The organism is Mucilaginibacter sp. Mucisp73, from assembly GCF_059491465.1.
The window spans coordinates 1,480,027-1,504,520 of the sequence record NZ_CP168507.1; the positions used below are offsets into that span (position 1 = coordinate 1,480,027).

Sequence of the window (24,494 nt, forward strand, 5' to 3'; positions counted from 1 at the left end):
GGCATGTTTTGAATTGAATATTCCCATCAACTGATCTCCAATCATCTGCTATAATCTCTATAACCCCTACCTTTCAACTATATAATTGCACTTTTACCGTTGTTTTAAAAGCAAAATGGTGTTGTTACTGTATTAATCTTTATATATTTGACTTTTATACATCAGTAAAATCATAGCTGAATTTTTATTTTTATGACAGTTCTCGCAGACGGGGTAGCTGAAAAGTACGAGTTGGTGATAGGCCTCGAAGTACACGCACAGTTATCTACATCAAGTAAGATATTCTCGGCAGATTCGGCTGCCTTTGGTGCCGAACCTAACCGCCATATTAGCGCGGTATCGCTGGGGCATCCAGGCACTTTGCCCTTTATTAATAAAAAAGCGGTTGAATATGCCGTTAAAATGGGCCTGGCCTGTAATTGCACTATCAACCTGAATAACAGCTTCGCCCGTAAAAATTATTTTTATGCCGATCTGCCTAAAGGCTACCAGATTAGCCAGGATCAGGCGCCTGTTTGCCTTAACGGTTATGTGCCCGTGAAACTGGCCGATGGCACCGAAAAGAACATAGCCCTGCACCACATTCATATGGAAGAGGATGCGGGGAAAAGTATGCACGATCAGCACCACGCCGATTCACTGATCGACCTGAACCGCGCCGGTGTACCGCTGGTGGAGATCGTATCTGAACCGGATATGCGCAGCGCCGAAGAGGCTGGCCAGTTCCTGACCGAAATGCGTAAAATTCTCCGCTATCTTGATATTTGCGATGGTAACATGGAAGAGGGCAGCATGCGCTGCGACGCTAATATTTCGGTGCGGCTTAAAGGTGCAACTGCCTATGGTAACCGTTGCGAGGTAAAAAACCTTAACTCCATCCGTAACGTGCAGCGTGCTATTGAGCACGAGTTTGCTCGCCAGGTAAAAATTATTGAAGCCGGTGGCCACATTGATCAAAATACGCTGAACTTTAACGCCGATACAGGCGAAACCTCAGTACTCCGTTCAAAAGAAATGGCCAACGATTACCGCTATTTCCCCGAACCGGACCTGCCGCCTTTGAAGCTCACCAATGAGTATGTGGAAAACGTCCGTAAAAGCTTACCGGCACTACCCGGTCAGTTGTATCATAAGTATACAGAGCAATTGGGCTTAACCACTTATGACGCGTCGGTTATCACTGCTGATAGGGACACCGCCTTTTATTTTGAATCGCTGATAAAATATACCGATCATTATAAAGCTGCTGCTAACTGGCTGATGGGTGCTGTACGCTCATACCTGAATGATCATAACCAAACCATTGGTAACTTTGCTGTTACGCCGCAAAACCTTGCCGCCCTCATCAAACTAATTGACACCGGGGTGATAAATAATTCTGTAGCTTCGCACAAATTATTTCCTGCTATGATCAAAGAACCCGGCAAAAAACCGGATGATCTGGCTAAGGAACTTAACCTGCTGATCAGTGCCGATGGTGATGATGTAACCCGTTTTATAAAGGATGCCATCGCCAAATATCCTGATAAGGTTAAGGAATACCAAAAGGGGAAAAAGGGCGTTTTAGGCCTGTTTATGGGCGAGATCATGAAAAGCTCAAAAGGGAAGATCGACCCACAGAAAACTAACCAGCTATTGATAAAGGAATTAGAAGCTAAGTAAATGAAAGTTAAAAATCTGGCTGCCGGCGCACTGTTATTGCTTAGCGTGGGCATGTACTCTTGTAAAAACGAATCACAATTTAGTGTTTCGGGAACTATCAAAAATCCGGGTAACCTTAAAGCTGTTTATTTGATTGAGGCCGATAGCTCGGGCTTAAAGGTTGTTGATTCTACTTCGTTAGGCGAGGGCGGTAAGTTTGAGTTTAAGCATGTGGCGCTTTATCCAAACTTGTTTAAACTTAGGGTAGGCAATACTGGCGCGCAGGGTGGCGAAATGCAGGGCGAAAACCTGTACGATTTCATTGCTAAAAATGGCGATGATATTGAGTTTGAAACCGACAATAACAATAAAAAACACGAGTATACTATCAAGGGTTCTGATGATTCGGACAAGATAAAGGAGTTTAACCGCATCAGTAATCTTTACGGCGATAAAAATGCTAAGCTTTTTGCCGAATACCAGGAAAAATCTCGCGGTGAGCGGAACGATTCGCTGCTGAAAATATACATGCCTATATTTTTAAAGAATATGAATGAAAGCGGCGAGGCGGTTTTAAAATTTGTGAACGATAATAAAAAATCGCTTGCCGGCTTTTATGCAGCTACCACGCTCGATCCTACCAAATACGAAGCCCAGCTTATTAAATTTGCCGATGAAATCAGGGGCGATTTTAAAGATAACCCTACGGTACAAAAGTTTATCGCGCAGATGGATAAGGCTAAGCCGATATCCCTCGGTCATAAAGCGCCCGAGTTTACTGTTAACGGTATTGATGGCAAGCCAATTAATTTGTCTGATTACAAAGGCAAATATGTAATGATTGATTTTTGGGCTTCATGGTGCCAGCCTTGCCGCCAGGAAAATCCTAATGTGGTTAAACAGTACAATGCATTTAAAGATAAAGGCTTTAATATATTAGGAGTATCGCTTGATAAAGACAAAGCACCATGGCAAAAAGCTATCAGCGATGATAAGCTTGCCTGGGCGCATGGCTCGGATTTAAACGGCTTTGAAGGCCCTACAGAAAGGCTTTACCATATTGAAGCTATTCCTTCAAATTTCATCATCGATCCGCAGGGAAATATTGTTGCCAAGAATATTACAGGCGCCGATCTTGAAGCTTTTTTAAATAAAACATTTAAATAGCCTCAACTTAGGGTTAATATAAGGTAACGTTTAACAATTTGTTAATATTGGCTTAACCATTAGCTGTTGTAAAGCGTATACTTTTATACAAAAAAATTAACGCAACATGAGCAGCACCGCAAAACAGAAAATACTTATTGTTGATGATGAACCGGATATTTTAGAATTGATTGAGTATAACCTCAAAAAGGAAGGTTACCAGGTGTTTTTAGCACGTAACGGCCAGGAAGCTGTTGCCGAGGCGAAGAAAGCCTTGCCTGATCTGATTGTACTTGACATCATGATGCCTAAAATGGATGGGATAGAAGCATGCCGCATTATGCGCACCATGCCCGAGTTTAAAAATACCTTTATGGTGTTTTTAACAGCCCGCAGCGAGGAGTATTCGGAAATTGCCGGTTTTAACGTAGGTGCCGATGATTACATTGCAAAACCTATCAAGCCACGTGCGCTGGTTAGCCGCATAAACGCCATACTTCGTCGTAATGCCCCTGCCGAAGACGTAATTGATAATAAACTGGAAATAGGGGACCTGGTTATCGACCGTGAAGCTTACCTGGTTTATAAAAACGGTGTTAAAGTAGTATTGGCCAAAAAAGAATTTGAGCTGTTGTACCTGCTGGCTTCAAAACCCGGCAAAGTTTATACCCGTGAGGTCATCCTTAAAAACATCTGGGAAGATTCGGTAGTGGTTACCAACCGCACCATCGACGTACACATCCGTAAACTACGCGAAAAACTGGGCGACGATTGCGTTGCTACTGTGAAGGGTGTGGGTTATAAGTTTGAAGCTTAAGCCCCCCGGCCCCGAAGGGAGTTATTAAAAAAGCGATTGGGTTGTCCCCAATCGCTTTTTTTTGTGGGATGGCATTGTAATTAGTCCCCTTTGGCTATAACTTCATTATGATAGTATTTTCTGCGAAGCCAAAATGCCACGTTAACCAGCGCTATCAGTGCCGGAACCTCAACCAGCGGGCCGATCACCCCTGCAAAGGCTTGCCCCGAGTTAATACCAAATACACCAATAGATACCGCGATAGCCAGCTCAAAATTATTGCCGGTAGCTGTGAAGGCAATGGAGGTACTTTTTGAGTAATCGGCACCAAAATATTTGCCGATGAAGAAACTGAGCATGAACATAATTGCAAAGTAAAATACCAGGGGTATAGCAATGTGAACCACATCCATAGGGATTTGCACTATAAGCCTACCCTTGAGGCTAAACATGAGTATAATGGTAAACAACAGCGCGATAAGCGTTATGGGCGAAATAAAAGGAACAAATTTTTGCTGAAACCAACCCTCGCCCTTTAGTTTGATCAATGTGTAGCGACTAATAATACCGGCGGCAAAAGGAATACCAAGATAGATACCCACGCTTTTGGCAATCTGGAGCATGGTAATATGTACCTGGAGACTTTTAAAGCCAAGCACCGGCGGCAGTACGGTTATAAAAATGTAAGCATATACGCTATATAAAAGTACCTGGAAAATACTGTTCAGGGCTATCAAACCGGCGGCATATTCGCGGCTGCCATCGGCAAGTTCATTCCATACTACAACCATGGCAATACAACGGGCAAGCCCAATTAGTATCAGCCCTGTCATATATTCGGGGTAACCGCGCAGGAAAACGACAGCAAAAATGAACATTAGGATAGGGCCTATTATCCAGTTTAAAACAAGCGAGGCACTTAATATCTTAATATCTTTAAATACCCTGCCCATCTGTTCATATTTTACTTTGGCAAGCGGCGGGTACATCATTAATATGAGGCCGATCGCCAACGGAATATTAGTAGTCCCGCTCGAAAACGAATTGATAAAATCGGACGATGAGGGTATAAAATATCCTGTTACAACGCCTATAGCCATAGCCAGGAAAATCCAGATGGTGAGATAACGATCAATAAAACCGAGCCGTTTTCGTTCAACAGCCGGAGTGCAATTATTGGCAGACATATTATTGCGCTTCGGTTAAATGCTGTTCTACAAATTGTTGGGTGTACGCTTTGATCTGTTCACGTACTTTTCTGAATTCGCCCATCACTTCATCTTCGGTGCCGCGGGCTTTGGCCGGATCCGGGAAGTTGTAATGAAAACGTTTCACATTCCCCGGAAAGTATGGGCAGGCTTCGTTAGCATTATCGCAAACGGTTATTAAATAATCAAAAGCAATGTTGGCGTATTCATCCACATGGTTTGAGGTCTGGTTGGAAATATCAATATCATCCTCGGCCATTGTTTTAATGGCTTTGGGGTTTACGCCATGTGTTTCAATACCTGCACTATATACGTTTGCTTTACTGCCCGCAAAATGCTTTAAATATCCCTCGGCTATCTGACTCCGGCAACTATTGCCTGTGCATAGTACTAATATATTTTTCATAATTGTTTTATTGGCAGCAGCCTGGTTCGCAGCATACTTTTGTTTCGGGTTTTTCGGCATACACGGTGACGCTTACAATAGCGCCGTTGCCGTTTTTAAATTCGTTAATTTCATCTGCCGATAGGTAATTGCTTAAAATATCGTCAGGAATAATAATGGGTTTTTCTTTTTGCACAATGATATTGACAAAACCATTTTGGTTGATGAGCTCAAGGTATTCCTCTTTTTGAATGGCCCCTGATACGCAGCCTGCATACATTTCGGCGGCTGTCCTGATCTTTTCGGGCAGGCTGCCTGTCAATACAATATCCGAAATGCTAAAATGGCCCCCGGGTTTCAATACGCGGTAAATGTCGTTAATGACAGCGTTTTTATCAGGCACCAGGTTTAATACACAGTTGCTTACAATTACATCGGCCGCGTTGGCAGTTACCGGCATATGCTCGATATCGCCCAAACGGAACTCCACATTATTAAAGCCAAGTTTGTCGGCGTTTTCGCGGGCCTTGCTAATCATAGCTTCTGTAAAATCAATCCCTATTACCTTGCCGGTCTCGCCGGTTTCGGAGCGGGCGATAAAGCAATCATTGCCTGCACCACTGCCGAGGTCAATTACCGTATCTCCCTTTTTAATTTGGGCGAATTGCGTGGGCAAACCGCAGCCTAAACCAAGATCGGCATCGGCATTATAACCCTGCAGTTTGGTATAATCTTCGCTCATGATATTGTAAACCTCGGTTGAACATCCGCCAGCCCCGCAGCATGATGATTGATTGGTATCCTTATCCTGTAAGGCAATTTCGCTGTATTTCAGCTTTACCAATTCTTTTAATTCCTCGTTTGTTTTCATTTGTGTATTGCAATATTACGATTAATGTGACCAAAAAATTTTAACAGCAATTATTGAAGTCTTTGTACGATGAGAATAGTTTGTTTAACTCATCATTCAGGTTTTTCCAGGCTTCGGGCTCAATGCAATAGCAAACACTTACACCTTCTATAGTACCTTGTATGAGGCCTGCATTCTTTAATTCTTTAAGATGCTGGGATACGGTGGGTTGGGCAAGCCCCAGTTCGGATGACAGATCGCCGCAAATACAGGCTTTAGCTTCAATAATAAGCTGCAGGATGGCAATACGCGCAGGATGAGCGATAGCTTTAAGCTGCACAGCCAGTTTGTTCTGCTCGTCGGTAAATATTTCTGTTTTAGTGATTCCCATAATTATATTGCAATATTACGATTAATTAAATTACTGTCAATAGTTTTTACAATTTAATTTTCGGCTGGATGTTGGCTGATGAAGTAAATTCGGAAGGAGGAGAGGAAGACCTGCGAAGTTTTAGAAACTTCGCAGGTCTGAAAATTAGCAATCTTACTTAGCTGTAGCTGCCGCTTTCTTTTTAACGCTGGTAGTTGCTTTAGCAGTTTTCGATGCTATGGCCTTCTTAGCTTCCGCGGCTTCGGTTTTAGCTTTAGCAGTAATAGTTTTCGCCTTAGTTGCAGCCTTTGCTTTTACATCAGCCACAGCTTTTTTAGCGGTTGCTGCTTCATCTTTTGCTTTGGCGGTAATGGCTTTAGCCTTGGTTTCGGCTTTCGCTTTTACTTGAGAAACTGCGTTTTTTGCTTTGGTGGTTACCACATTTGCTTTTTTAGCTGCTTCGGTTTTAGTTGGCGCAGCTTTTTTGGTAGCCGTGGCTTTTTTAGCGGCTACTTTTTCCTTGATATCCTCTATTTTTTCTTCGGCTGCTTCTTTTACGTCTTCGGCTGTATCTTTTGTGCCTTCCCAAAGGCTTTCAATTGTTTCTTTAACCTTCTCGAAAAATCCCTTTTCTTCAGGTTGGGTTGTTTGATCACTCATGATGTTTTTATAGATAGGTAAACAGATTGTTATTAATTAACCTGTTAACCTCAAAAAGTTTAGGTTTGTTTTAAATCTGCTTAACAAACATTAAACATCGAAGCCATTGAGATCAGCCCGTAAACCTGGCATTACTCAACCTATATAAGCCGTCCATTATTTTTAAAGTAGCCTCGCCAACTCTTTGCTTCAAGAGTGATCGTATCTCGATATAGATATCCAGTTTAACCCATAGATGGATCGCTTGCAGTGTTTCGGATTTATCACCTAAATGTTCATAAAATGATACTCCGGCAGCATTCCACAGGTTTTCAGATTTTTGCCTGAAACACCATTCTGCAAAATCATAGTTCTTTTTGAGTTGTGCGACGTTATTACTTTTACGAGAAGCTACTGTAACCGGTAATAGCTCCATAAAAACGGCATGAATTGAAGTTTGTGGATCCTTAAAGTCCTTCTTTAAGGAAGGGAGGCATTCAATTGCCCGTTTTCGCCAGGCGCTCATAACTGCTGATATTTCTTATTGTTTTTTAAAATAGATAAAAGGCGGGAGTTTACCAAACACAAACTTTGTAACATCGCAAAGCCACATTTGCTGGTCAAGGGCTTTTCCTTCATAGTCTCCAAGCAAATAAATGCCGCCGCCAACATGGTCTTTATAATCTTCGATGAGTTGGAGTACCGCGCTGCCTTCAAAAGGTTCTTCGGCCAAAAGAAGTTTAACTTCGTTGCGCCCTTCACCAACATAATCAAGCATGGTATCGGCTCCTTCAACCATTTCAAGGTCGGCCTTAACGCCCTGCCAGTCGGGTAGATCGATGTACCAGCGGCCGTTATCTTCTTTTATAAATTTATAAGTATGAATAGCGGTTGTCATTACGCTAATATAAAGCAAAAAGTCCCGCCGTTGGGCAGGACTTTTGTATAAAAAAAGTGTTCAGTTATTTTACTACCGAAAACTTATAAAGCGATTGCGTTTTATAGGTATCGCCGGGTTTCAATTCCGTAGAAGGGAATTGCGGCTGATTTGGTGAATCAGGAAAATGCTGGGTTTCCATCGCGAACGAAGTACGGTACTCATCTTTAATGCCGCGTTTCATTGCGTTTTTAGCCTGCATAAAGTTACCGCTGTAAAACTGTAAGCCAGGTTCTTCGGTAAATACTTCCATTTTGATACCGCTTTTATCACCTACAACAGTCGCAATTGGAGTGCTCAGGTCATGTTTGTTCAGTACGAAGTTGTGATCGTAACCTTTGCCATCTTTTAACTGCACATTGTCGTCGTTAATACGTTTGCCTATGGTTTCGGGTTTAGTGAAATCGAACGGAGTGCCGGCAACTTTTTCAAGTTTCCCGGTAGGGATCAAGCCTGCGTCAACCGGTAAATAATTATCAGCATCTATCTGCACCAAATGATTGAGGATTGTACCGCTGCCTTCGCCATTGAGGTTAAAGAACGCGTGATTGGTAAGGTTAACAACCGTTTTTTTATCGGTAGTAGCTTCGTACTGGCATTTAAATGAGTTATCCTCGGTAAGGCTGTAAATTACTTTAACATTAAGGTTACCGGGGAAACCTTCTTCCATATCTTTTGAAAGATAGGTAAGCTCTACGGTAGATGAATCGATCATTTTACCATCCCACACCACCTCCTGGAAGCCATGTTTGCCGCCGTGCAGCATATTGGGCGTATTGTTAATTGATGATTGATAATCTTTACCATCTATTTTAAAATGGCCTTTGGCAATACGGTTGCCGTAACGGCCAATGGTAGCGCCATAATAACGTTCGGTTGATTTTTCAAAACCTTCCACATCATCAAAACCTAAAACAACATCGGTTAACTTGCCGTTTTTGTCGGGCACTAACAGGCTTACCACACGGCCGCCATAATTGGTGATGGTGGCAATAACGCCGTTTTTGTTTTTAATGGTAAATAAGTGGGTTTGTTTACCATCGATTGTTTTTTCGAATGCTGATGCAGTGGTTTGGGTGCTATCCGCCATAGTAGTGTTTTTCTGTGAGGTTGAATTTTGATTACAGGCAGCCAAATATAGGCTACAAGCAGGTAAAATTGTTAAATAAATACCTTTAATTAATTTTCTCATAAATAGGTTGGTTATAGTTTGGTTTAAAAATAGCTTTTTTTCATTATTCCTTCGTTTTATAATGGATCTCACTTAAACCACGCAATTTTTCAGCAGCAAACTCTGCCGTGATATCGCGTTGCGGATTGGCCAGCATCTCATAACCTACCATAAACTTTTTAACCGTGGCCGAACGTAACAGCGGCGGATAAAAATGCATATGCCAGTGCCAGTAGGGATGATCGCCCGAGTTAACCGGAGACTGGTGCATACCAGCCGAATAAGGAAACGATGTTTCAAACATGTTATCATACCTGATGGTGAGCCTCCTGATAGCGTCGGCGAGGGCATGTTTTTCCTGCTCGGTAAAGTATAAAATGCTTGTTACATGCCTTTTGCTTACAATCATAGTTTCGTACGGCCAAACTGCCCAAAATGGTACAAGCACAACAAAATGTTCATTTTCAAAAACTATGCGGTCCTGCTTTTTAAGTTCCAATGCAAGGTAATCGGCTAAAAGGCTTGTTCCTTTTTGCTCAAAATGCAGCTTTTGCTGCTGGGTTTCTTTAGCTACTTCAACCGGCAGGCTGTTTTGCGCCCAGATTTGCCCATGCGGATGCGGGTTACTGCAGCCCATGATATCGCCCTTGTTTTCAAAGATCTGGATGTGTTTGATCCACGGATAAGAAGCCAGGTCCTCAAATTCCGACTGCCATACGTCAACCACTTTGCTAATCTCTTTGGTGGTCATCTGGGGCAGCGTGAGGTCATGCCTCGGCGAGAAACTGATTACCCGGCAAATACCTTTCTGACTGTTAGCTACCAGTAGTTCATCTTCATTTAAGCCGCCATCGGGCGTATTCAGTAACAACGATGAATAGTCATTGGTGAAAACAAAGCTTCCTTTATAATCAGGGTTTTCGCTGCCATCGGCCCTTTTGTTTGTAGGGCACAGGTAACAGGCCGGATCATACTGCGGGCGGTCGTCGGCTTGTGTAGCCTCAACTTTGCCTTGCCACGGACGTTTTGTACGATGCGGCGATACCAGGATCCAGTCGCCTGTTAAAATGTTTAACCTGCTGTGAGGGTGCTCTTTAAGATCAAAATTTGTGTCCATTAGTTTAAAATCAGGTAATAATTGGCTTATACATGTAAGGTAGACAGTTATACCTTAGCGATTTCAAAGTTGGTAAAAATAAATGTAAATCATACATTTAAAACAAATTTTTATAAATAAATAGTTACGGTAGAAAGATTGATAGGATTTGTAGAAAGAACGGGGGATTGAATGTCATACGAGTAGGAAAGACAAGCAACAACATTCTGTACAGGCGGCTATGCTTCCTTGCGGTTGCCGCGCTTCGCTCAATGACATGCTTTGGAAATTTAGAATCCCAATCCGCCGGCCTCCACTACTGCCGAATCGCAGATATAAGTTGGCACAATGCCGGTGGCGGTGATGCGGTTGTCGGCGTCTTTGGCCTGGGTATTACCGGATAGCACCAGCACGGTATCCAAACCAAATTTATTACCGCCCAAAATATCTGTTTGCAGGGTATCGCCTACCATCACAATATCTCTTTTACTGATCGGCCTGCGCTCGCGGAGCAGATCGTAGGCAAACATGAACATTTGCGAATCAGGCTTACCGAAACGAATAAACTCTTTACCCACAATTTTTTCTATCATACTGGCTAAGCCGCCTATGGCTATAGATACATCATGCTTGGTTAGCGGATAGGCATGATCGGTATTGGCTACAATGGCCGGAATGGTGCGCTTACGCATGAGGTTAACTGATTTGTTCAGGTCACGTCCCCAGTCAAAACCTTCGTCATCTAAAAACACCAGCGCGTTAACCCTGTCAATATTGCTTTCGTTTACTTCGCTGATAGGCAATGTATGCAGCCCAGAGCTATCAATGTAATGGGCAGAATCGGGCGTGCCTAAATAGGCTACGATACCGTCGTTCACCTTCAGGTCAAGATATTCTTTGGTAAGCATGCCCGATGATATGATCCTGTCGGGCGTTATGGCGGTCAATCCTTTGGTGGTATAGGATTCGGCTAATTGCACCGGGCTTCGTGATGCATCGTTGGTTACAATATAATACTCCTTACCTTGTTCTGCCAGGTAAGAAAAAGTGCGTTCAATACCCGGAAGCAGGCCGCCATAGTTTTTCAAAACCCCAAAAGCATCAAAAAAAACAACTTCGTATTTATCAATTATGGATTTAAAGTTGTCTATCCTGGTCATGCTTATCTGTTTTAGGGCTTTTTATAAAATAAGCCTGAAAGATAGTTAACCTATTTTAATTTTAAGGCCTCAATGATCTTTTCGGCATCAAAATCCCTGTCTACCGATGGTAAATAGATGTCAAAAGCTTCAGCCTGTAGTTTTTTGGCATATTGTTCGCTAAAAAAGTGCTTACCATCTTTAATTACGTAATTCAGGATAAAAAAACGATAAGCTTCTTTTAAAAAGCGGATCTCATCGGCAGTAAGCGGGTTAACTTTATGGTATTCTTTTAAAAAAATGATGAATCGGTCTTCCATCATAGTGTTGATCACGTAGCTGAAAACAGTACGGTCGCCAATATCAGAAACTACGCGACTGAAGAAATAAAAATCGAGCAAACGGTAACTCATCCTGAACCAGTCATAATCCCAGCGCGAGTAAAGCTCAAGATCAGGTGTTACCGAAAAGTTGCCGATATTCCAGTCGATAAATACAGGAATGATCTCGAACGAGCTCATATTGTATTTGGAGCGGTTTTTCAAAAAGGTTTCGCAGTGGTATTTTAAAAAGTCGGCCTGCATACCGGAGCCAAATTGTTTTGGGTTGGTCTCGATTTGTTGCTGCAACGCCCAGATATCGGTGCGTAAAGTCTTTGACGATTTTGGCAACACATTTTTAACCCTGGAGCATGCTTTATGGAATTTGCCAACCTGCTGACCAAGTTTTTTAATATGGTTTTCTTCTAACCGGCGTGGCAGGCGCTGTAAAATACGTGTGGGGTTGTAGAAAACCACCCAGGCATCGGTTTTGCCGTGTTTATGATGATAGATGTAAACGCGGTTATTTTTTTGTAAAGAACGGGCCAGGAAATTCTCAAACGGGTAAAGCAGGTTAATTGCCAGCGTTTGAATAATGCGGTGGTCCTCCTTAAAATGTTCGAACTTGCCAAAGTATGAGAGTTTGGCTATGATAATATCATCGTCATCAAACGTAATGCGGTACACGTGATTGGTTGAAACCATAGCGCTGATATCTTCAATATCGCGGATGGTTTTTGACGCGTCATACCCTTCCCAGGCCTTGCGGATAATAAAAGAATAGTCCATTTGTATGTGTCTGCCGGCAAAGTTACGCCATTGGCAGCATTCGGTTTATAATTAACGGTGTAAATATATTATTAATTTCTGAACCGGGATTTGGAAGGATTTTTTGGATGGGCAGGATTTTATCTGGTGCTTTTCTCTGAGCCAGGATTAAATGGATTTTTGAGATTTATTGGATTTCATCTTTAGGGTTTATATTTTTTGTTTAGGAGTCTTTTTACAGTTAATGATTTGCTGCCAAAATTTAATAGCAAACCAATCTCTACATTATAGGCTTCCAGATAGTTTATGGCCTGTGCCAAATGAACATCTTCAAGTTGAATAATTGCCTTAAGCTCCACCATGATCATTCCGGATACAAAGAAATCAACTCTGCGGGTTCCGATATGAAGATCCCTGTAATGAATTGGCATCTCCTTCTCCCGTTCAAACACAAGGCCATTTAAGGCCATCTCAATTTCTAAAGCTTTCTGATAAATAACCTCCTGAAATCCGTTGCCCAAAGTGCTATGTACCTGCATAGCACAGCCAATTATTTTACCTGTTAAGCCGGTGTGTTTAAGTTGATCCATTTTGAAACAAAATAAAAGAGCCATCAGCATAACAATCTTTGCCCTCATGCAAATCAAAATCCCATAAATCCAAAAAATCCCCCCAAATCCCGGTTCAGATAATCTCAAAATACCTCTTCAACTCCCAGTCGGTAACGCTTTTGGCAAACTGGCGGTATTCCCACAGCCGGGTTTGGGTGAAGTGATCAACAAAACCTTCGCCAAAGAGCTCTTTGGCCAAGTCGGAGTTTTGCATTGCCGTGGCGGCTGTATGCAGGTTTGGCCATAGTACGCCATTACTTTTGTCCTGGTAACCATTGCCTGTTGTTGGCTTAATATTTAGCTCAAGCTTGTTTTTAATACCGTACAAGCCCGAAGCCAGTGCTGCAGCCATGGCCAGGTATGGGTTGGTATCTGAACCCGGAATGCGGGTTTCCAGGCGGGTATAGTTTTCGGTGGTATTGATAACACGTAACGCGGTAGTACGGTTTTCAACACCCCATGTTATGGTGGTGGGCGCCCAGGCGCCTTCAACCAGGCGTTTATAACTGTTGATGGTTGGCGCGTACATCGGCAACAGGTAAGGCATGCAATATAGCTGGCCTGCAAGGTAATGCTTATGCAGGTCGCTCATTTTGTTTACATCGTTAGCGTCGTAAAACAGGTTTTTTGATTGATCTTTAGTCCACAGGCTTTGGTGGATATGGCCGCTGCAGCCGGGTAGGGTTTCGGTCCATTTGGCCATAAATGATGCCACGATACCGTGTTTATAGGCTATTTCTTTAACTGCGGTTTTAAACAGCGTTGCTTTATCTGCGGCAGCTAAAACTTCATCATGCAATATGGCAGCTTCATATACTCCCGGACCAGTTTCGGTATGCAGGCCCTCAATCGGGATATTGAATTTGGTAAGCAGATTAAACAGATCATAATAAAAATCGCTGTTTTCTGATGTACGCAGTATAGAATAGCCGAACATGCCCGGTGTGAGCGGTTCAATATTAGTGAACTTTTTATCGGCAAGCGTTTGTGGTGTCTCTTTAAAATTGAACCATTCAAACTCCTGTGCAAATTCGGCATGATAGCCCATCTCATTACATTGTGCCTGGATGTGTTTTAAGAGGCTGCGAGGGCAAGCCGGCAGATCGTTGCCGTCGGGTTTGCTGAAATCGGCTAAAAAAAAGGGGATGTCATCCTGCCAGGGCACATTACGCAGGGTCGACAGGTCAATACGGCAAAGTTTATCCGGGTAACCGCTTTGCCAGCCTGTTAACTGTACGTTATCATAACAAACATCGCTGCTATCCCAGCCAAATACCACATCGCAAAAGCCATAGCCACTTTGCAATCCATCAATAAGTTTTTTAGGGTGGATCACCTTACCGCGCAAAATGCCATCAATATCGGCAAAGGCGAATTTTATTTTCTGGATGTTATTCTGTTCTATATACGCTTTGATCTCTTCTGTGTTCATGGTATAAAAGTATGGCCGGTTAAGGTGCAGCAAGATAGCTATTATGGCTTAAACTATAAAAAATAGCCTGTGCGTGTGTAATACGCAATAGCTTTTACCTTTGTTTGAGTTATTTATGGAAACAACAAGTCAATTTTTATTTGTGTATGGCACATTGCTGCAGCCCGGTAATGAGTTTGCAGCGTATCTAAATAAACACTGTAAATTTATAGGTGACGGAAGAACAAGAGGGCAACTTTATGATATTGGCCAGTATCCCGGCGCTGTAATCGGTAATACTGAAGAACGCTACATTTACGGTAGTATTTTTATGATGGATAATCCCGAAATTATATTAAAGGTAATTGACGATTATGAAGGTGTCGGTGGGTTATACCAACATCCGCATGAATATATAAGGGAAACGGTGAGCATCTATACCACTAATGATATCATGGAGTGTTGGATGTATCTTTATAATTTACCTGTAGCCGCTTATAATGAGATTACCACGGGTGACTATATCCAATATTTAAAAGATACTTCTGTCAAAAATAATGTTGCTAAGCAGCCATTTAAATAACGATGTTTTTTCATTTCAAAGATAGATTTCCGAAGTTGAATGCCTATTGGGACAGATACCTGCCATTTCAGAAACGCATGGAGGTCCCGGCTAAAACAGTGTTACTTCAGGAAGGCAAAATATCTCAGCATTATATCTTTATTGAAAAAGGTTGTGTACGAACATTTTTCAATAACAATGGTGATGATAAAACGGTACAATTTTTCTTTGAAAATGAAGGGTTAAGTTCTTTCGATAGTTTTGTAAACAACGTGCCAAGCTCGTTCACAATCGAAACTATTGAACCATCGGTTATTTATCTGTTGCCCAGGCAGTATGTTTCCCAATTAATGGATGAGTTAAGCCACGAGCCCGATTTTGCACAAATGATATTACAGATGACGGCCCGGCGGCAAATGCATTACATTAATGAGTTTGTTTCCATTATTCGCGATACACCTGAACAACGCTATCAGCTTCTTTTAAACGAGAGGCCGCATATAATACAGCGAGTACCTCAGCATTATATTGCCTCGTATCTGGGTGTAAGCAAAGTACATTTAAGCCGCATAAAAAGCAAACTGGCAAAAGGCAAACCGCATTTCTGAACTTGATAACATATGTTATCGTCCCGGTTTGTATGCCTGGCTAATTTTGTGTTATCAAAAAAAGAAAAATAACATGAAAGCAGCAGTAATGTATCAACAGGGAGGGCTACCTCAATATACAGATTTTCCTGAACCGGCGGTTCAAAACCCCGACGAAGTATTGGTTAGTGTAAAAGCAGTAGCAATTAAACATCTTGACAAAAGCAGGGCATCGGGCAAGCATTATTCGAGCGATGCATTTAATGAAAACGGTCGTGTAATTGGTGGCGACGGCGTTTGTGTTCTTGAAGATGGGAAACGCGTATATAGTATAGGTGTAAGCGGTATGCTGGCAGAAAAGGCTGTTATAAATAAAAACAGGATGGTGGAAATACCTGATGGTGTGGATGATGCCGTTGCGGCCGCTTTGCCAAATGCAGTTATTGGCGCCGCTATGGGACTTAAATTTAAGGCCAATATCAAACCCGGAGATGTTGTGCTTATCAATGGCGCCACCGGCTTTACCGGGCGTGTAGCCGTACAGATTGCCAAACACTACGGTGCAAAAAAAATAATTGCAACCGGTAGAAACAAAGCATCCCTTAACGAACTGTTGGTACTTGGGGCCGATGAGACTATTTCCTTAACGCAGGATGATGACGGCTTTAAAGCACGGTTATCAGCAGTACATTCGCAAACACCGATAGATATTGTCATAGACTATTTATGGGGGCATACTGCCGAAATGATCCTTACTTGCTTAAAGGGTAACGGTTCATTTACCAATAAAATAAGATATGTATCTGTAGGTAGTATGGCCGGAGATCTTGTACAGCTTTCGGCGGCAACCCTCCGAAGTGCTGATCTTCAGTTAACAGGGTCGGGACTTGGCGCATGGTCAAAAGCACAGGTAGGTGAACTTTTTAGGGAGATTTTACCGGAGATGTTTGCGCTTGCGGCTGCAGGTAAATTAAAAGGAGATACTGTTAAGGTGAATTTAGCAGATATTGCCGAACTCTGGAACCTGGAAGTGTCTAACGGGCAACGCCTTGTGGTGATAATCGACAATTGAGGCATTTCAAAGCATAATATCCCGGTACAAAAAATCCCCCGGTTATAAACCGGGGGATAAAATAATAACTATTTATTAGGGGGACTAAATCTTAGCTGATTTTACAGTTTTGATGATCACAGCAGCAACTTTGTATGGATCGGCAGCTGAGTTAGGACGACGATCTTCCAGGTAACCGCTCCAGTTGTGGTCAACAGCGTACAGAGGGATACGGATAGAAGCGCCACGGTCAGATACACCATAGCTAAAGTCATGGATAGAAGCTGTTTCGTGTTTACCGGTTAAACGCTGATCGTTATCAGCGCCGTAAACAGCGATACACTCAGCAACTGCAGGGCGGAAAGACTCGCAGATAGCTGTGAAAATTTCTTTGCTGTTTGCAGTACGTAAAGTAGTATTTGAGAAGTTAGCGTGCATACCAGAACCGTTCCAGTCTAATTGACCAAGCGGTTTGCAATGCCAGTTAACAGCAACTCCGTATTTTTCGCCAATTCTTTCCAATAAATAACGTGCAACCCAGATCTGGTCACCAGCTTCTTTAGCACCTTTAGCAAAGATTTGGAATTCCCACTGGCCGGCAGCAACCTCAGCGTTGATACCTTCAACGTTTAAGCCTGCTTCTAAACATACGTCTAAGTGTTCTTCAACAATTTCGCGGCCGAAAGCGTTGTTTGCACCTACCGAACAGTAGTAAGGGCCTTGCGGGCCAGGGTAGCCACCTGCAGGGAAACCAAGTGGTTTGTTTGTTGCGGGATCCCACAGGAAGTATTCCTGCTCAAAACCGAACCAGAAATCATTATCATCATCAGCGATGGTAGCACGGCCGTTTGATTCATGTGGTTTGCCATCAGCACTTAATACTTCGCACATTACTAAGTAAGCGCTTTTTCTTTGCGGATCTGGAACAACAAAAACTGGCTTTAAGATACAATCAGATGAACCACCTGGTGCCTGCTCAGTTGAAGAACCGTCAAAGCTCCAGTTATCTAAATCTTCTACTTTTCCGCTAAATTCTTTAACGATTTTTGTTTTGCTACGCAGGCTTTGTGTTGGTTTATAGCCGTCAAGCCAAATGTACTCGAGTTTCGTTGCCATTTTTTAATTAATTTGTAAAGTTGGGGTTCTAATTATAGTTTTTGTATTAATCTCAATAATTATTAAGGCGAATTTAAATTATTTTTACAAAATTCATTACAAATGTTAAGAAATTTTGTATTTTTTTTCAATAACACGTTAATTATAGCTGTAAACCTGTAAAAAAGGGTCTGTAAAACTGTGTTTTTAACAATTTCATATTTTCGGAAATGAATAAGGGCTGTTTTTTATCAATAATGCAAATGCGCGTGTACGGGGTAGCCTTGCAGGTATTAATACAAGCAGATATACTTGCCTCTTCCGGTAAGGCTGAGATAACAATTATTGATACAGGAACTTAGTCGCTTAATTTTTCTGATATGTTCTTAATAGCGTCGTCGAGCCTGGTGGCCGAATCGTAAAGATGTTTTTCAACCTGTAAAAACTCCTCTTTTTTGTCCTTGCTTTCGCTCATCAGCTCAACAAGGCCTAATATATTGGTAAGATGTTTACGTACCTCATGCGAGTTGATAAAAGCCAGCTCGTTTTTTTTGGTATCATATAATAATTTTTCATAGTGCCGTTTTTGCCTGGCGCTGCGGTATAAAAGGGCAATAACAGCAAACATGAAAACTGTGGTAATACTGATGAGGATCAAAATAAGGCGTTCGCGCCTGTATTTTTCGGCAGTGTCGGTAAACGAGGTTTCAATTTTATCAATTTTTATTTGCGCCGATACATTGCCCACCTGTGTAGTATTATTCAGGCTCTCTTCTGATTGTTTCAATGCAAGGTCAAAATTCTCGACAGCCAGTTTGTAATCGCCCCTGTCCCGGGCTATTTTTCCAAGTAATTGATAAAGATGATGCTTTATTTCAGGGTGATTATCAGAATATGGAAGCGCGAGCAGCTGGTTAGCTATAGCGCTTGCCGAATCCGGCTGTCCGTTCAGGTAAAAAGCATCGGCCAGATTTTGTTTCTCAACATCGTTAGGTACATATTTTTTGTCCCTTTGAAGGTTTTTGATTTGTGTTATAGCTTTGTTATAATCATGTTTTAACAGCGATATATAATAGGCAGTACGATATTGGTAGCTGAATAGTTTATAACTTTTGTTGTTTGGCCCCATTAAATCATCATGACATCGCTGCAGCGAATCAAGGTTTTTCATCCTAAAAAAATTCTCGGCCTTGTTATAGCTTATTATCGTGTAAAATCTGTCGTCCTTTATCTTATTTTCCTCCTTGATATGGAATGCCTGGTTAAGGTAATATAATGACTGGCTATACAGGTTGAGTTTGTAATACAGATCGGATATATTGATGTTCAAGAATACCTGTAATAACGGATCGTTAAGTTTTAAAGCTTGTTTTTGAGCCAGGCCGTAACTGTATATAGCGCCTATTGGGTTGCCTTTATCTGTTTGAATAAAAGCAAGATGGCTAATAAACGAATAAAGCAAAAAATCGGCTTTGTTCTTTGAAGCCTGATTAATGGCTTTAACCATAGCACTTTCAGCTTCGGGGAGTTTTAAAAAGCGTTTCTGAATAATGCTTTCAATAAAGTATTTTAAAGCTTCCTTATCGCCCACATCGTATTTATCAAGCTCCTTATAAACTTCATTTTTACCCTGCGGGATTGTATTTACGGGCCCCTGCTGAAAGCGGAGCTTAATATAATTAACCAGTTTTTTATCCTGAAGATCCCTGTTCTGGATCTTTAAAAAATGAACAAGACTGTCTTCAGGAAGATATATATATGGATCAGCTTTTGAATAGCTCACACCAAATATTACCAGCAAAAAACAGTAGAGGAATTTTTTTAAGCTACGCGGCATGGAGCATAAAAATACGTTGGCGCATGATAATTTCAAATACTTTGTACCATTTAATTTTAACTGTCAAATTTATCAAGCAGCTTCAAAAGCGTTTCAAAGTCTTTAGGATATGGAGCATGGATGGTAACTTCGGTTTCGGGATTGATCCGAAATGTTACTTCATAAGCATGCAGGGCAAAGCGCTTCATGATAGGCAGCTCTTCCTGATCTTTACCCAAATGATATTTGCGCTTTATTTTAGAGAGAAAAACAGGCTCACCCTTATACATCTCATCGCCGGCTATGGAGGCTCTTTGTGTAGCCAGGTGGATCCTGATCTGGTGCATACGGCCTGTAACCGGGCGGCATTCAACCAAAGTATAATGTTTATAATATTTTAACGACTGAAACCAGGTTTCGGCACGCTTGCCTTCCTGTCTGCTGATGGTTACACTACCCTTGCCAACATTTAATATAGGCAAATCAACAAGCAGATTATCAAAAGTATGCGTACCGTCAATAACCGCGTGATATACTTTTTTAACCTTACGCTTTTCAAACTGAATGGAAACCGACCGGTAAGCCTCGGGATTTTTTGCAAAAATAAGCGCGCCGGATGTTTCTTTATCAAGGCGATGACAGATCTGCGCATCGTCCCAATAAGCCTTAGCCAGCCTTAACATGCTGATCTCACTGCTGCCTTCGCCCCGTTCATCAAGTGAGCTTATAAAAGGCGGTTTGTTTACGACAATAACGTTGTCGTTCTCAAATAGTATCAGATCGGCAAATTTGGGAAACTTCATAGCCAGCAAAAATACGGTTTATAATTTAAACAGCTGCCACCGTATTTTATTCATTTATGCTGCTAAATTAAAGCTGCAAACAGGGTAAGGAATTAAGTTGAATGTTAATAAAAGTTTTAGCTAATATTTACTCCATATCATCATTGTTTAATAAATAAAACATCCTGTTTTTCCTCGTTAAAAAAGCGTACCTTCGCGCCGTTATTTTCATGTTGGTGCTGAGCGCTTTTTTGCCTGTAATCCCTTCATCGACAATAAAAAAGAATTAAATAAACAATGAAAAAAATTGGCGACTACAGGAAACTCCTGAACGTGACCGAAAATGCAGAGTTAAGCGAGTTACGTTCGGTTTATAAAAGCATGATGAAAACCTGGCACCCCGACAGGTTTCAGGACGACAACAGGGCAGAGGCAGAAGAGAAGAGTAAAACAATTATTGAAGCTTATCATTTTTTGGTAAGCATTGCCCCTGAAACCCGTGCTCAAACTTTGCCTGATTATACCGCTACCACTACATTATCAAACATAGCCGATTTTGAGTATAAGCAACAGGTACTGAAAGTTACTTTTCTTGATGGTAACGTGTATGAATATTTTGGCGTGCCCAAAGCGGTTTATATCAAACTGATCAACGCTGATTCGCCCGGCCGGTTTGCCCGCAGGCATATTTTTAACGAGTTTGTATATCGCAGCGTAAATAAACTGGTTGCTTCGGCTTAAATATCTTATCCTACCTGGTTAAGCCTTTCTAAATCATCGGCGGTGTCAATGTCAATAGCGCCCAGCGGAAAAGGGAGTATAAAAACGTCATCGGTATGTGCTTCAATGATTTTTTTTGCACCTTCGGGGCCTTGCAGGTCAAGTAGTTCGGGGAAATATTTTATATCGAACAAAGCGGGCGCGCCCAAAACATCACGATAGCCGCAGGCAATAATACCGCAGTCATTAACTTCTTTTTTTTCCATTAATTGTGATATCAGGAATGAATCAACAAATGGCTGATCGCAAAGCATCAGGATAATTGAAGTTATGCGGGGTTCAAGCCTCAAAATTTCGGCTACACCAACTTTTATTGACGAGCCCATTCCCTCTTCCCAACGCGGATTGTGAATGACGCCTACAAGTTGTTCATCTATATTGGGACGGATTAATTGTTCATTGGCTCCTAACACCACAATAACTTTTTCGCAATGCAGGCAGGTAAGCGCGGTTTGAATTGCCCGCTGTAAAAGGGTTTTACCCTGGTAAATTTGGTTTTGCTTGGGCGAGCCAAAACGATTTGATGCGCCCGCTGCCAGAATAATAATCCCTGTCATTTTTATTACTGTTACATTAGATGTTGGTATAACTGTTGTTGTAATGCCTGGTTAATGATCATGCATTACCATTTTGTAGCTTCCGGTCCTGCGGTTTATGTTTGTTAGGCTCAGGGGGCTTCCTTTTTATAAATTCTTTGGGGCGGATGCTTGCCTTAATACGGTAATAATTTAATTAAAGTTTTAGTCGGATCTATTCATTTATAACAATTTGATTTTTTGTGCTTTATGCGTGTATTGGGAAAGGGGTATAACCCTGTTACGCTTTTGTAATTTTATTTCAGACCGGATATATCACTGAGGAAGGGAATAAAAATACATTTCGTAAACATCTCCAAGCGGGGTAATGCTTATTTTTACAATTGCCGTGCATAAACTTAAAGGTGTAATGGCTGTTAATTAATTAAATTTACAGGATAAAAAAGCTATATTTTGTTAACAGATAATCATGGACGGAAGATCAGCTATATGCGCCTCGCGGTGACAGACAGGTGCAACCTGCGCTGTTTTTACTGTATGCCTGAGGATGGCTTGAACTGGCTTTCACGTGCCGAGCTCATGACCTATGAGGAAATGCTGCGCAGCTGCAGTTTGCTTGTAAAAATGGGTATCGAAAAAATCCGTATTACCGGGGGCGAGCCCTTTGTACGCAAAGATATTATGCATTTGCTCACAGCTATATCCAGGCTGGACGGCTTAAAAGAGCTGGGCCTTACAACTAACGGTGTACTTACAGCTCCTTATGTGCCCGAATTAAGAAAGATAGGTGTACGGTCAATAAACCTGAGCCTGGATACGCTGGATGCCAACCGCTTTTTTACCATTACCCGCCGCGACGAATTTGCCAGTGTGATGACAGCCTTAGATGCCATGCTGAGCCATGATATGGAAGTAAAGATCAATGTTGTGGTGATGGATGGCAAAAATATACAGGATATTATCCCGCTGGTTGAATTGGCCAAAGAGTTGCCGGTAAGTGTCAGATTTATAGAAGAAATGCCTTTTAACGGCGATGGTCATGTGTACGATGGATTACGTTGGGATTACCTTCGCATTTTAGATGAAATAAAAAGCAAGTATCCGCAAATAAAGAAATTGGATGACCCGGCTTATTCTACTTCATACAATTATCAGGTCCCGGGGCATAAGGGTACAGTTGGTATTATAGCCGCTTATTCGCGTACATTTTGCGGCAGCTGTAACCGGATCCGCATAACGCCTCAGGGTGGGTTAAAAACCTGTTTGTATGATGATGGCGTGCTCAATTTAAAAGATTTGATGCGTGCGGGAGCTTCTGATGAAGTATTGGAGGATGCCTTGTTAACTGCTTTTAGCCACCGCCCGGCAGATGGCTGGGAAGCCGAGCGGGCACGGGTAGCCAAAACAGGCATCCACGAGTCAATGGCCACTATTGGCGGATAGTTTTTAAACTACATATATATGACAACGGTTGAAGAAGCTGAAAAACTGGTGCTTGCACAAATCAGGGATTATGGTACTCAAAGCCTCCCGTTTGAACAGGCTCTGGGTTGTGCCCTGGCCGAAGACCTGAAGGCCGATCGTGATCTGCCGCCCTTTAACCGGGTAACCATGGATGGTATCGCTATAAGATATGAAGCTATTGAGAGTGGAATCAATATTTTCCGGATCAAAGCCACCCAGGCAGCCGGTGACGAGCCGGTTCAAATCGACAGCGCCGATGAATGCATCGAGATCATGACCGGTGCTGTGTTGCCCGCTTCGGTTAATACAGTAATCCGTTATGAGGATGTGGAGATCATCGCCGGGTCGGCGAGCGTACACCCCCGCGACATAAAAAAGGGGCAGAACCTGCATTTGCAGGGCCTTGATAAAAAACAAAATGATGTTATATCAACGGCAGGACAGGTGGTAAGCCCCGCTATCATTAGTGTGGCGGCATCAGTAGGTAAAACCCACCTGCTTGTTAAAAAAATGCCGAGGGTGGTAATAGTTTCGTCAGGAGATGAATTAGTTGATGTGCATGAAACGCCGCTGCCGTACCAGATCCGCAAATCAAACAGCTATATGGTAAAAGCCGTTTTAAAACAACATGGTACCGATGCTGATATTTTGCATATCCCCGATGAGCCCGCGGTTACTGAAGAAAAGATCCAGTACTGTTTACAAAACTATGATGTACTGCTGCTAAGCGGTGGTGTTTCGATGGGGAAGTTTGATTATATCCCCCGGACGCTTGAGCAATTAAAGGTTGAAAAGTTGTTTCATAAAGTAGCCCAGCGGCCCGGTAAACCCTTTTGGTTTGGCAGGCATAATAACGGTGCATTGGTGTTTGCTTTTCCGGGTAACCCGGTAGCCACATTTATGTGCCTGCACCGTTACTTTTTAACATGGCTTAATACAGCGCTGGGCTTGCCAGCAAAAGCCGCCACATATGCGGTATTAGGGAAAGATTTTACATTTCAGCCGGCATTACAATACTATTTGCAGGTAAAGCTGCAAAGTAACGAGCAAGGCCAATTGATAGCTACGCCTGTTGAAGGAAATGGTTCGGGCGATTTTGCTAACTTAGCGGATACCGAAGCTTTTTTAGAACTTCCGGCCGAAAAGAATAATTTTAAAGCAGGAGAGGTGTTTAAGGTTTGGAGGTTTTAGTTTTTGGGATTTCACCGATTTTCTTTGTTGATTACACCGAATTTTTTGATTTGATCGAATCCATAACATAATAAGTCGCTATAAACAAACAAAGGAATCATGGCCCTAACAAATCGGTGAAATCACAATAAAAATCAGTGTG

At 42.1% G+C, this 24,494-nt stretch carries 26 protein-coding genes; 9 read left to right on the plus strand and 17 right to left on the minus strand.

Going from position 1 to position 24,494, the window contains the following annotated elements:
• The first annotated feature begins 192 nt into the window (after nt 1-192).
• The 3 genes from gatB to ACEN82_RS06340 all read left to right on the plus strand — a co-directional run bounded on the left by gatB (nt 193) and on the right by ACEN82_RS06340 (nt 3,604).
• Entirely contained in the window at nt 193-1,662 is a 1,470-nt protein-coding gene (gene gatB, locus ACEN82_RS06330) for an Asp-tRNA(Asn)/Glu-tRNA(Gln) amidotransferase subunit GatB (RefSeq protein WP_413322954.1), read from the plus strand.
• A complete protein-coding gene (locus ACEN82_RS06335; RefSeq protein WP_413322953.1) occupies nt 1,663-2,808 on the plus strand; it encodes a redoxin domain-containing protein in 1,146 nt (381 codons plus the stop codon). It begins immediately after the preceding gene.
• A 106-nt stretch (nt 2,809-2,914) separates the two neighbouring features.
• A complete protein-coding gene (locus tag ACEN82_RS06340; protein WP_022831601.1) occupies nt 2,915-3,604 on the plus strand; it encodes a response regulator transcription factor in 690 nt (229 codons plus the stop codon).
• An 80-nt stretch (nt 3,605-3,684) separates the two neighbouring features.
• On the opposite strand, the gene arsB is transcribed toward ACEN82_RS06340, so the two are convergent.
• From arsB to ACEN82_RS06405, 13 genes are all read right to left on the minus strand, one after another.
• A complete protein-coding gene (gene arsB / locus ACEN82_RS06345) occupies nt 3,685-4,770 on the minus strand; it encodes an ACR3 family arsenite efflux transporter (RefSeq protein ID WP_413322952.1) in 1,086 nt (361 codons plus the stop codon).
• A gap of 1 nt (nt 4,771) precedes the next feature.
• On the minus strand, nt 4,772-5,197 hold the full coding sequence (locus tag ACEN82_RS06350) for an arsenate reductase ArsC (RefSeq protein ID WP_413322951.1): 426 nt from the start codon (nt 5,195-5,197) through the stop codon (nt 4,772-4,774).
• Nucleotides 5,198-5,204: 7 nt separating this feature from the next.
• Nucleotides 5,205-6,047, minus strand: a complete 843-nt coding sequence (locus ACEN82_RS06355; protein WP_413322950.1) for an arsenite methyltransferase — start codon at nt 6,045-6,047, stop codon at nt 5,205-5,207.
• Nucleotides 6,048-6,087: 40 nt separating this feature from the next.
• Nucleotides 6,088-6,417 carry an ArsR/SmtB family transcription factor gene (locus ACEN82_RS06360; protein ID WP_091162165.1) on the minus strand — a complete coding sequence of 110 codons (330 nt, stop codon included), beginning with the start codon at nt 6,415-6,417 and terminating at the stop codon, nt 6,088-6,090.
• 153 nt (nt 6,418-6,570) lie between these two features.
• Nucleotides 6,571-7,056 (minus strand): hypothetical protein, encoded by a 486-nt coding sequence (locus tag ACEN82_RS06365; protein ID WP_413322949.1) that lies wholly within the window; start codon nt 7,054-7,056, stop codon nt 6,571-6,573.
• A gap of 112 nt (nt 7,057-7,168) precedes the next feature.
• On the minus strand, nt 7,169-7,561 hold the full coding sequence (locus ACEN82_RS06370) for a DUF7674 family protein (protein WP_413322948.1): 393 nt from the start codon (nt 7,559-7,561) through the stop codon (nt 7,169-7,171).
• A gap of 15 nt (nt 7,562-7,576) precedes the next feature.
• The gene (locus tag ACEN82_RS06375; protein ID WP_413322947.1) at nt 7,577-7,933 is read right to left on the minus strand and encodes a DUF6717 family protein; all 357 of its coding nucleotides are present in this window, start codon (nt 7,931-7,933) and stop codon (nt 7,577-7,579) included.
• Between the two features lie 64 nt (nt 7,934-7,997).
• Nucleotides 7,998-9,164 carry an aldose epimerase family protein gene (locus ACEN82_RS06380; RefSeq protein ID WP_413322946.1) on the minus strand — a complete coding sequence of 389 codons (1,167 nt, stop codon included), beginning with the start codon at nt 9,162-9,164 and terminating at the stop codon, nt 7,998-8,000.
• Between the two features lie 43 nt (nt 9,165-9,207).
• Nucleotides 9,208-10,260, minus strand: coding sequence for a UDP-glucose--hexose-1-phosphate uridylyltransferase (locus ACEN82_RS06385; RefSeq protein ID WP_413322945.1), 1,053 nt, complete (start codon nt 10,258-10,260; stop codon nt 9,208-9,210).
• 269 nt (nt 10,261-10,529) lie between these two features.
• On the minus strand, nt 10,530-11,399 hold the full coding sequence (locus ACEN82_RS06390) for an HAD-IIA family hydrolase (protein ID WP_413322944.1): 870 nt from the start codon (nt 11,397-11,399) through the stop codon (nt 10,530-10,532).
• 50 nt (nt 11,400-11,449) lie between these two features.
• Nucleotides 11,450-12,487: a hypothetical protein gene (locus ACEN82_RS06395; RefSeq protein WP_091162177.1), complete on the minus strand. Its 1,038-nt coding sequence runs from the start codon at nt 12,485-12,487 to the stop codon at nt 11,450-11,452.
• A gap of 182 nt (nt 12,488-12,669) precedes the next feature.
• Nucleotides 12,670-13,056 carry a GxxExxY protein gene (locus ACEN82_RS06400; RefSeq protein WP_413322943.1) on the minus strand — a complete coding sequence of 129 codons (387 nt, stop codon included), beginning with the start codon at nt 13,054-13,056 and terminating at the stop codon, nt 12,670-12,672.
• Nucleotides 13,057-13,150: 94 nt separating this feature from the next.
• Nucleotides 13,151-14,509: a glutamine synthetase family protein gene (locus ACEN82_RS06405; protein ID WP_413322942.1), complete on the minus strand. Its 1,359-nt coding sequence runs from the start codon at nt 14,507-14,509 to the stop codon at nt 13,151-13,153.
• Nucleotides 14,510-14,624: 115 nt separating this feature from the next.
• Between ACEN82_RS06405 and ACEN82_RS06410 the strand changes: the two genes are divergently transcribed.
• The 3 genes from ACEN82_RS06410 to ACEN82_RS06420 all read left to right on the plus strand — a co-directional run bounded on the left by ACEN82_RS06410 (nt 14,625) and on the right by ACEN82_RS06420 (nt 16,709).
• Nucleotides 14,625-15,071 carry a gamma-glutamylcyclotransferase family protein gene (locus ACEN82_RS06410; protein ID WP_413322941.1) on the plus strand — a complete coding sequence of 149 codons (447 nt, stop codon included), beginning with the start codon at nt 14,625-14,627 and terminating at the stop codon, nt 15,069-15,071.
• Between the two features lie 2 nt (nt 15,072-15,073).
• Entirely contained in the window at nt 15,074-15,658 is a 585-nt protein-coding gene (locus tag ACEN82_RS06415; RefSeq protein ID WP_413322940.1) for a Crp/Fnr family transcriptional regulator, read from the plus strand.
• A gap of 73 nt (nt 15,659-15,731) precedes the next feature.
• Nucleotides 15,732-16,709, plus strand: coding sequence for a quinone oxidoreductase family protein (locus tag ACEN82_RS06420; RefSeq protein WP_413322939.1), 978 nt, complete (start codon nt 15,732-15,734; stop codon nt 16,707-16,709).
• Nucleotides 16,710-16,793: 84 nt separating this feature from the next.
• Here the strand turns inward: ACEN82_RS06420 and ACEN82_RS06425 are convergent, their stop codons facing one another.
• From ACEN82_RS06425 to ACEN82_RS06435, 3 genes are all read right to left on the minus strand, one after another.
• Nucleotides 16,794-17,804, minus strand: a complete 1,011-nt coding sequence (locus ACEN82_RS06425) for a glutamine synthetase beta-grasp domain-containing protein (protein ID WP_091162185.1) — start codon at nt 17,802-17,804, stop codon at nt 16,794-16,796.
• A 337-nt stretch (nt 17,805-18,141) separates the two neighbouring features.
• Nucleotides 18,142-19,566, minus strand: a complete 1,425-nt coding sequence (locus ACEN82_RS06430; protein ID WP_229701578.1) for a hypothetical protein — start codon at nt 19,564-19,566, stop codon at nt 18,142-18,144.
• A gap of 110 nt (nt 19,567-19,676) precedes the next feature.
• Nucleotides 19,677-20,402 (minus strand): RluA family pseudouridine synthase, encoded by a 726-nt coding sequence (locus ACEN82_RS06435; protein ID WP_413322874.1) that lies wholly within the window; start codon nt 20,400-20,402, stop codon nt 19,677-19,679.
• Nucleotides 20,403-20,678: 276 nt separating this feature from the next.
• Here ACEN82_RS06435 and ACEN82_RS06440 point away from each other — a divergent pair, with 276 nt between their 5' ends.
• A complete protein-coding gene (locus ACEN82_RS06440; RefSeq protein ID WP_090526427.1) occupies nt 20,679-21,122 on the plus strand; it encodes a KTSC domain-containing protein in 444 nt (147 codons plus the stop codon).
• Between the two features lie 5 nt (nt 21,123-21,127).
• Here ACEN82_RS06440 and ACEN82_RS06445 read toward each other — a convergent pair whose 3' ends face one another.
• A complete protein-coding gene (locus ACEN82_RS06445) occupies nt 21,128-21,718 on the minus strand; it encodes a nucleotidyltransferase family protein (protein WP_413322875.1) in 591 nt (196 codons plus the stop codon).
• A 432-nt stretch (nt 21,719-22,150) separates the two neighbouring features.
• On the opposite strand from ACEN82_RS06445, the gene moaA reads away from it, so the two are divergent.
• Both moaA and ACEN82_RS06455 read left to right on the plus strand, forming a co-directional pair.
• Complete coding sequence (moaA, locus tag ACEN82_RS06450; RefSeq protein ID WP_413322876.1) at nt 22,151-23,140, plus strand: GTP 3',8-cyclase MoaA; 990 nt, start codon at nt 22,151-22,153, stop codon at nt 23,138-23,140.
• An 18-nt stretch (nt 23,141-23,158) separates the two neighbouring features.
• A complete protein-coding gene (locus ACEN82_RS06455) occupies nt 23,159-24,352 on the plus strand; it encodes a molybdopterin molybdotransferase MoeA (protein ID WP_413322877.1) in 1,194 nt (397 codons plus the stop codon).
• Nucleotides 24,353-24,494 lie beyond the last annotated feature (142 nt).

What these genes read in the sequence shown, in the direction of transcription:
- gatB (WP_413322954.1), top strand. Translation starts at nt 193, where the DNA reads ATGACAGTTCTCGCAGACGGGGTAGCTGAAAAGTACGAGTTGGTGATA.
- ACEN82_RS06335 (WP_413322953.1), top strand. Translation starts at nt 1,663, where the DNA reads ATGAAAGTTAAAAATCTGGCTGCCGGCGCACTGTTATTGCTTAGCGTG.
- ACEN82_RS06340 (WP_022831601.1), top strand. Translation starts at nt 2,915, where the DNA reads ATGAGCAGCACCGCAAAACAGAAAATACTTATTGTTGATGATGAACCG.
- arsB (WP_413322952.1), bottom strand. Translation starts at nt 4,770, where the DNA reads ATGTCTGCCAATAATTGCACTCCGGCTGTTGAACGAAAACGGCTCGGT.
- ACEN82_RS06350 (WP_413322951.1), bottom strand. Translation starts at nt 5,197, where the DNA reads ATGAAAAATATATTAGTACTATGCACAGGCAATAGTTGCCGGAGTCAG.
- ACEN82_RS06355 (WP_413322950.1), bottom strand. Translation starts at nt 6,047, where the DNA reads ATGAAAACAAACGAGGAATTAAAAGAATTGGTAAAGCTGAAATACAGC.
- ACEN82_RS06360 (WP_091162165.1), bottom strand. Translation starts at nt 6,417, where the DNA reads ATGGGAATCACTAAAACAGAAATATTTACCGACGAGCAGAACAAACTG.
- ACEN82_RS06365 (WP_413322949.1), bottom strand. Translation starts at nt 7,056, where the DNA reads ATGAGTGATCAAACAACCCAACCTGAAGAAAAGGGATTTTTCGAGAAG.
- ACEN82_RS06370 (WP_413322948.1), bottom strand. Translation starts at nt 7,561, where the DNA reads ATGAGCGCCTGGCGAAAACGGGCAATTGAATGCCTCCCTTCCTTAAAG.
- ACEN82_RS06375 (WP_413322947.1), bottom strand. Translation starts at nt 7,933, where the DNA reads ATGACAACCGCTATTCATACTTATAAATTTATAAAAGAAGATAACGGC.
- ACEN82_RS06380 (WP_413322946.1), bottom strand. Translation starts at nt 9,164, where the DNA reads ATGAGAAAATTAATTAAAGGTATTTATTTAACAATTTTACCTGCTTGT.
- ACEN82_RS06385 (WP_413322945.1), bottom strand. Translation starts at nt 10,260, where the DNA reads ATGGACACAAATTTTGATCTTAAAGAGCACCCTCACAGCAGGTTAAAC.
- ACEN82_RS06390 (WP_413322944.1), bottom strand. Translation starts at nt 11,399, where the DNA reads ATGACCAGGATAGACAACTTTAAATCCATAATTGATAAATACGAAGTT.
- ACEN82_RS06395 (WP_091162177.1), bottom strand. Translation starts at nt 12,487, where the DNA reads ATGGACTATTCTTTTATTATCCGCAAGGCCTGGGAAGGGTATGACGCG.
- ACEN82_RS06400 (WP_413322943.1), bottom strand. Translation starts at nt 13,056, where the DNA reads ATGGATCAACTTAAACACACCGGCTTAACAGGTAAAATAATTGGCTGT.
- ACEN82_RS06405 (WP_413322942.1), bottom strand. Translation starts at nt 14,509, where the DNA reads ATGAACACAGAAGAGATCAAAGCGTATATAGAACAGAATAACATCCAG.
- ACEN82_RS06410 (WP_413322941.1), top strand. Translation starts at nt 14,625, where the DNA reads ATGGAAACAACAAGTCAATTTTTATTTGTGTATGGCACATTGCTGCAG.
- ACEN82_RS06415 (WP_413322940.1), top strand. Translation starts at nt 15,074, where the DNA reads ATGTTTTTTCATTTCAAAGATAGATTTCCGAAGTTGAATGCCTATTGG.
- ACEN82_RS06420 (WP_413322939.1), top strand. Translation starts at nt 15,732, where the DNA reads ATGAAAGCAGCAGTAATGTATCAACAGGGAGGGCTACCTCAATATACA.
- ACEN82_RS06425 (WP_091162185.1), bottom strand. Translation starts at nt 17,804, where the DNA reads ATGGCAACGAAACTCGAGTACATTTGGCTTGACGGCTATAAACCAACA.
- ACEN82_RS06435 (WP_413322874.1), bottom strand. Translation starts at nt 20,402, where the DNA reads ATGAAGTTTCCCAAATTTGCCGATCTGATACTATTTGAGAACGACAAC.
- ACEN82_RS06440 (WP_090526427.1), top strand. Translation starts at nt 20,679, where the DNA reads ATGAAAAAAATTGGCGACTACAGGAAACTCCTGAACGTGACCGAAAAT.
- ACEN82_RS06445 (WP_413322875.1), bottom strand. Translation starts at nt 21,718, where the DNA reads ATGACAGGGATTATTATTCTGGCAGCGGGCGCATCAAATCGTTTTGGC.
- ACEN82_RS06455 (WP_413322877.1), top strand. Translation starts at nt 23,159, where the DNA reads ATGACAACGGTTGAAGAAGCTGAAAAACTGGTGCTTGCACAAATCAGG.